Annotated in this window: 6 protein-coding genes and 1 pseudogene; 5 read left to right on the forward strand and 2 right to left on the reverse strand. The window is 58.4% G+C overall.

Features of this window, described 5'->3' with window-relative positions; genetic code table 11:
• The first annotated feature begins 49 nt into the window (after positions 1–49).
• Positions 50–331, forward strand: coding sequence for a carboxylesterase family protein (locus tag WM40_RS25685; RefSeq protein ID WP_024906162.1), 282 nt, complete (start codon positions 50–52; stop codon positions 329–331).
• Between the two features lie 91 nt (positions 332–422).
• Here the strand turns inward: WM40_RS25685 and WM40_RS25690 are convergent, their stop codons facing one another.
• Positions 423–1394: a LysR substrate-binding domain-containing protein gene (locus WM40_RS25690; RefSeq protein WP_046154445.1), complete on the reverse strand. Its 972-nt coding sequence runs from the start codon at positions 1392–1394 to the stop codon at positions 423–425.
• Between the two features lie 174 nt (positions 1395–1568).
• On the opposite strand from WM40_RS25690, the gene WM40_RS25695 reads away from it, so the two are divergent.
• The 3 genes from WM40_RS25695 to WM40_RS25705 are packed head-to-tail and all read left to right on the forward strand — an operon-like array spanning position 1569 to position 3339.
• Positions 1569–2204, forward strand: coding sequence for an FMN-dependent NADH-azoreductase (locus WM40_RS25695; RefSeq protein ID WP_046154446.1), 636 nt, complete (start codon positions 1569–1571; stop codon positions 2202–2204).
• A gap of 2 nt (positions 2205–2206) precedes the next feature.
• Positions 2207–2515: a YciI family protein gene (locus WM40_RS25700; RefSeq protein WP_024906262.1), complete on the forward strand. Its 309-nt coding sequence runs from the start codon at positions 2207–2209 to the stop codon at positions 2513–2515.
• A gap of 17 nt (positions 2516–2532) precedes the next feature.
• Positions 2533–3339, forward strand: a complete 807-nt coding sequence (locus WM40_RS25705; protein ID WP_046154447.1) for an alpha/beta hydrolase — start codon at positions 2533–2535, stop codon at positions 3337–3339.
• 21 nt (positions 3340–3360) lie between these two features.
• Here the strand turns inward: WM40_RS25705 and WM40_RS25710 are convergent.
• A pseudogene (locus WM40_RS25710) lies at positions 3361–4042 on the reverse strand (IS3 family transposase); the annotation flags it as partial.
• A gap of 186 nt (positions 4043–4228) precedes the next feature.
• On the opposite strand from WM40_RS25710, the gene WM40_RS25720 reads away from it, so the two are divergent.
• Positions 4229–4372: transposase (locus WM40_RS25720; protein WP_046153607.1), on the forward strand; the 144-nt coding region annotated here is incomplete at its 3' end.

Here is a 4372-nt window from a genome sequence, read left to right on the forward strand (position 1 = left end):
CCAGTTTGGTTGATAATTAACGTTATGTTAAATTAAGTTCGGTATTTCCATGGTGCGCCTGGCCGAAGCGCACGCCCTCAGCGGCGGTGAAAGCTATATGTATCGTTACGAACAGGCATCGGCTGAGGCTCCATTTGAAGGGTTCGCGGTTCACGCCTCTGAGCTACCGATGGTGTGGATGAATTTCCGGGAGCCCTTCCTCTCAATGCTCTATCGTGAGACGCCCGCACTGGACGCCTTCGCCCGCATGATTCACGAGACCTGGGTGACCTTTATGCGAGATGGTAAGCCCTCCATAAGGCTCTGCCCTCCTGGCCCCGCTTCCAGCTGAGTCAGCTCTCCACTATGATGCTGGCGATGGATGGGGGCCGCGTTGCCGAAGATCCTGCGCACGATCAACGACGCCTGTGGGAAAGCATGCTTTAGGCTCTCTTCGGCATGCCGCTGAGACCGCTCTTGAGGGCCAGCAGTTGCTCCAGGGTCTGGTTTTCATGCTGCATGGTGTTTGACAGTTCGACGGCCAGAAATTCTATGAAAGCGCGTACTGCCGGCACCAGTCCGCGCCGCGAAGGAAACACAGCATGCAGCTGGTGCGCCGGGGCTCGGTACTCCGGCAAAACCACCGCCAGCGCCCCCTGTTCGATGGCAGAGCGGCAGACGTTGAAGGGCAACAGCGCCAAGCCCGCTCCGCCAATGGCAGCAGCCATCATCAAGTGCACGTCGTCGGTGACCAGTGCGGACACGTAATCGATTTCAGCCAGCGCATTCTCCTGCCCCATCAGACGCCAGCGCATTGGTTCGCCGGGCATACCTCCAGGCCCCAGTCCGCGCCGCCCCTGCAAGGATTCAGGTGTGTGGAAAGGCCCTCGCGCTGCAATGAAAGCAGGACTTGCGACGAGAAGCTGCTGGCTAGTGCCGAAGGTCCGTACTACCAAGTTGGAATCCTCAAGCGTGCTCCTGACTCGCATGGCCACATCGAAGCCTTCGCCGATCACATCCACGCGCCGGTTGCTCAGTTCCATTTCCAGCCGGACATCCGGATGAGTCGTGAGAAAGCGCGCCAGCAACGGTGCCAAAAAGATATGCGATACGCCCATCGGCGAACTTACGCGCAGCCGTCCGGCTGGCCGGGCACCCGCATGTTCGGTGACTTCGACGGCAGCGCGTGCGGCTTGGGTCATAGCCTCACAGTGGGTGAAGAAGGCAGAGCCGACATCCGTGACACGCACCACACGGGTGGAACGCTGCAGCAAGCGCACGCCCAGGCGCTGCTCCAACTCCGCCACGCGGCGGCTAATACGCGATTTAGGCAAATTCAATGCACGTGCCGCGGCAGAGAAGCTGCCGTGTACTACCACAGCAGCAAACAGGCCCAGATCGTTAAGGTCTTCCATCACTGTGTCCGCGAATTGAAAACCTGATTATAGGAGCGGTCACAGTTTGGGTCGCGACCGCACTGTCTCATCCGTAGAACAATGTGATGCAGTTTCGCTTACTAGTGCGCAGGTAGCCAGTCCGATATCGTAGGACCTGTCAGCTTAGTTACCGATTATATAAAGGACCCCGCTATGAAGATTCTCCATCTCGATTCCAGCATTCTCGGTGAAGCCTCGGCCTCGCGCGTGCTCAGCGCCGCGCTGGTCGAACAGTTGCACAGCCGCTTCCCGGACGCACAAATAACCCATCGCGATCTCGCTGCGGCACCGATCGCCCACCTCGACGGTGCAATCGCAGCCGGCTTCCGCCAGCCTGGAACGGTCGCCGCCGACGCCGTCGTACGCGCCGAACACGCCCTGTCCGAGACTCTGGTCAGCGAACTGCTGGACAGCGAAGTGATCGTGCTGGGCGTGCCGATGTACAACTTCTCCGTGCCTAGTCAGCTCAAGGCTTGGTTAGACCGTATCGCCCAGCCGGGGCGCACATTCCGTTACACCGAGAATGGACCGGTGGGTCTCTCCGGCGACAAGACCGTACTGGTCGCCTCTACCCGCGGCGGCATGTATTCCAGCGGGCCAGCCGGGGTAATGGATCACCAGGAATCGTATCTGAGAGCCTTCTTCGGCTTCATCGGCATCCAGCGCGTACACTTCGCGCGGGCCGAGTTGCTCACCAAAGGCGCCGAGCTGCGCAGCACCTCCATGCGCAATGCGCTCGATGGCGTGCCTGCGCTGGTGGCTGACTTGTTCCCGGCAGGAGGGAACTGATCGTGATCTTTTCCGTCATTCTCACATACCTGCGTCCCATCGATGAGGTCAACCAGCACCTCGGCACCCACAAGGCCTGGTTGGCCGAGAACGTCAAGGCAGGCCGCGTGATCCTAGCCGGGCCGCAGGACAATGCCGGTGGTGGCGTGGTTCTGGCTGCCTGCGCCGACCGGACCGAACTCGATGCCATGATGGCGCAGGATTCCTTTATCCGTCATGGGGTGGCCGCTTATGCCGCATACTCCTGTAAACCTGCGCTGGCATCGCTGAATTTTGCGTATCAGTGGGCACCCGAAGCCAAGTTCATCTGATCAACAAGGAGAGGATGATGCCTACAGGCAAGCGTTGGAAAACGGCGGGCCGGCTGCTCCGGGCGCTGGCGATGGGGATTGCCACTTTGAGCGTGGCGCACGCCCAAGCCCAGACCTCACCGCAGGAGGCAGCACATGGGGTCGATATCGTGCTGGTGCATGGTGCTTTCGTCGATGGCTCAAGCTGGTCGCGGGTAATCGCCCTCCTGCAACAGAGAGGCTATCGAGTAACGGCCGTGCAGAACCCGCTGAGTTCGCTGGCAGCAGACGTCAGCGCTACTCGCAAGGTGATTGAGCGTCAGCCGCATAAGGTTTTGCTGGTCGGCCATTCCTGGGGAGGTGCGGTGATATCCGAAGCAGGCAATGATCCACACGTAAAGGGACTGGTCTATCTCTCGGCACTCGCACCCGACTCGGGTGAAAGCGTGGCACAGCTCCTAAAGCGGCTTCAAGCTCCAATGGAGGGGCTCGCACCAGACTCCCATGGCCTTATCTGGCTGGATGATTCCCGAAGCTTCGGTCAAGTGATGGCCAATGATCTCACTACTGAGGAAGTGGCTCATCTCACTGCGGTGCAACAACCGATAGCTGCTGCCGCTTTTGGTGAACGCATCGGCCACGCCGCCTGGCACGACAAACCAGCTTGGTATTTGGTCACGGAAGACGATCACGCATTACCCACTGCTGTACAGCGCGCATTGGCCTCCGCGATGGGCGCTCAAGTGCGTTCTATCCGATCTAGCCACCTATCATTGCTGTCGCATCCAGAATTTGTCGCAGATCTGATAGAAACGGCGGCTCGGAACGTCGAATTGACCCCGTAAAGTCGGACTGACCTGCCTCCGTCATTCGTCTCCAACGGCTGTAGAGTCCGTCGTTAAAAAACCTTTCTGACAGTGCGCGGTGGCGAACTGTTCAGGCGTTAGATAACAAAGCGAACTATGTGGCCGCTCGGTGTTGTACTCGATGCGCCAGGCTTCGATGATTTGCCTGGCATGACGCATCGACGTGAACCAATGCTCATTCAGACATTCGTCTCGAAACTTGCCGTTGAAGCTCTCGATATACGCGTTCTCGACAGGCTTTCTTCGTCGAATGAACGACAGCGTGACACCTGCATCATAAGCCCAGGCATCAAGCACTTTACCTGCAAATTCCGGCCCGTTGTCCACAGTGATAGATAACGGCAAGCCACGCATCTCGCAAAGCCTCTCCATTACCTGCCGTACCCGCAAGCCCGGCAACGACGTATCAACTTCGATCGCCAAACATTCTCGCGTGTAATCGTCGACCACGTTCAAGCTTCGCAAGCGCCGTCCATACGCTAGGCCATCCGATACAAAATCCATCGACCAGCTCTGGTTAGGGCCGCTGGGCACGGGCTTTTTGCACCCGCTCGACAGCCGCAATTCGTTTGCGCTTGCGTCGGTGAACGCTCAGGCCAGCGAGGCTGTACAGCCGCCATACTTTCTTATGGTTCGCAACCCAGCCTTCGCGTCGCAGAAGCGCGTGAATACGGCCATAGCCGTAGCGGCGCTTCACGGCAGCGATAGCGGTCATGCGTTCGTTCAAAGCCATATCGCTCTCGCGAGTCGACTTATAAAGAAACAAGGACCGGGAGATGCCAACCAGTGACCCTACCCCAGAAAATAGTCTCGTTGAAAACTAGAGAATCCGGCATTATTTGACTGGTCCGAACCGGGAAGAGATGCCATGAAGACGAGCAAGTTTACGGAGGCGCAAATTGCGTTTGCGCTGAAGCAGGCAGAGTTGGGCACGAAGGTGGATGAGGTGTGCCGCAAGCTGGGCATCAGCGAAGCGACGTTCTATAACTGGAAGAAGAAGTACGGCGGTCTC

It is taken from the genome of Robbsia andropogonis (assembly GCF_000970345.1).
GTDB lineage: Bacteria > Pseudomonadota > Gammaproteobacteria > Burkholderiales > Burkholderiaceae > Robbsia > Robbsia andropogonis.